The following is a 685-nucleotide window of genomic DNA, read 5'->3' as shown; positions in this document are numbered from 1 at the left end:
CCAGCCGCTCACCACCGGCGGTGGTCAGCGTGATGCGCAGGTGCAGGCGGCCATTGCCGGGGCGTTCGCTCTCGACCGCTACAGCAGTGGCCCGGCCGTCGGCCAGCAAGGGCGCCAGCGCTTGTTCAGCGTATTGCCGCGCCAGCATGGCCACGCGGCCCACGTCCTTGTGCCGCTGCAACTCGTGCAGCCGGCTGCCCAATTGCGGATCGGCCCAGTAGCTGCCGAGCGGCGTCATCAGGCGCAGGTACACCGCGTTGGCCAGGCCGGCGGCCATGTCACGCAGCGGCGCGCCGTTTTGCAGTTGGTAGCCGCCGCTGGCAGGATCGATCCAGGCATCCATGTCAAATCCCCTGCGTCGGCACGTTGGTGTCGCCGCTGGTGTTGTTTTCGTGGTGGGTGTGGCTGTTGTAGGTGCTGCGCATCGCCGCCATCGATTTACCGCCTGCGCCGGCCATGTCGGTGATGTCGCCCGCAGCCGTCAGCGCGCCGGTGGCGTTGACCAATGACGTGGTCAGTTGCACCTTCGGCGTGACGGCCTGCATTTGCGTGCCAGCATTGACGGTCACGGTTGGGGCATTCAGCTCGATGAGCTGGCTGGCATTGACCCGCAAAGTCTGCGTCGTCACTTCGACCAGGCGCCCACGTTTGAGCACCACGCTGTCGCCCTCGTCGCTGTACACGG

General features: G+C 66.7%; 1 protein-coding gene and 1 pseudogene. Both read right to left on the bottom strand.

Annotated features, from left to right (window positions below; genetic code table 11):
- On the bottom strand, positions 1 to 343 hold a 343-nt coding region (locus ABWL39_RS20855; protein ID WP_367796124.1), incomplete at its 3' end, for a phage GP46 family protein.
- Between the two features lies 1 nt (position 344).
- Positions 345 to 685: pseudogene (locus tag ABWL39_RS20850) on the bottom strand (hypothetical protein); the annotation flags it as partial.

The organism is Chitinivorax sp. PXF-14, assembly GCF_040812015.1.
In the GTDB taxonomy this organism is placed as follows: Bacteria; Pseudomonadota; Gammaproteobacteria; order Burkholderiales; family SCOH01; genus JBFNXJ01.
This window is presented reverse-complemented; position numbering and strand designations above follow the sequence as displayed.